1 pseudogene is annotated in these 203 nt (G+C 70.9%); it reads right to left on the reverse strand.

From position 1 onward, the window contains the following. Positions 1–7 precede the first annotated feature (7 nt). Positions 8–203 (reverse strand): annotated as a pseudogene (locus tag ALMP_RS41370) (IS200/IS605 family accessory protein TnpB-related protein); the annotation flags it as partial.

Genomic DNA, 203 nt, shown 5'->3' on the forward strand with positions numbered 1-203 from the left:
ACCGTTCCTAAAGACTGAGCGGGAGTGAGTCCTGCTGCCAGAACCCATGCTCAGCCGGACGCTCCGAACGGTGTTGGGCGTCCTGGTCTCCCGCGTTCGCTCCGCGTCCGGCGTGCACGGATCGTGTCCGTGGTCCGGGGATGCGGGGGCGGGGTTCCTCACGCCCCGGGGCCTCCGGTCGGGCCTGGACGGTCCGATGCCCC

Origin of the sequence: Streptomyces sp. A012304, assembly GCF_026008495.1 — a bacterium.
Lineage (GTDB): Bacteria > Actinomycetota > Actinomycetes > Streptomycetales > Streptomycetaceae > Streptomyces.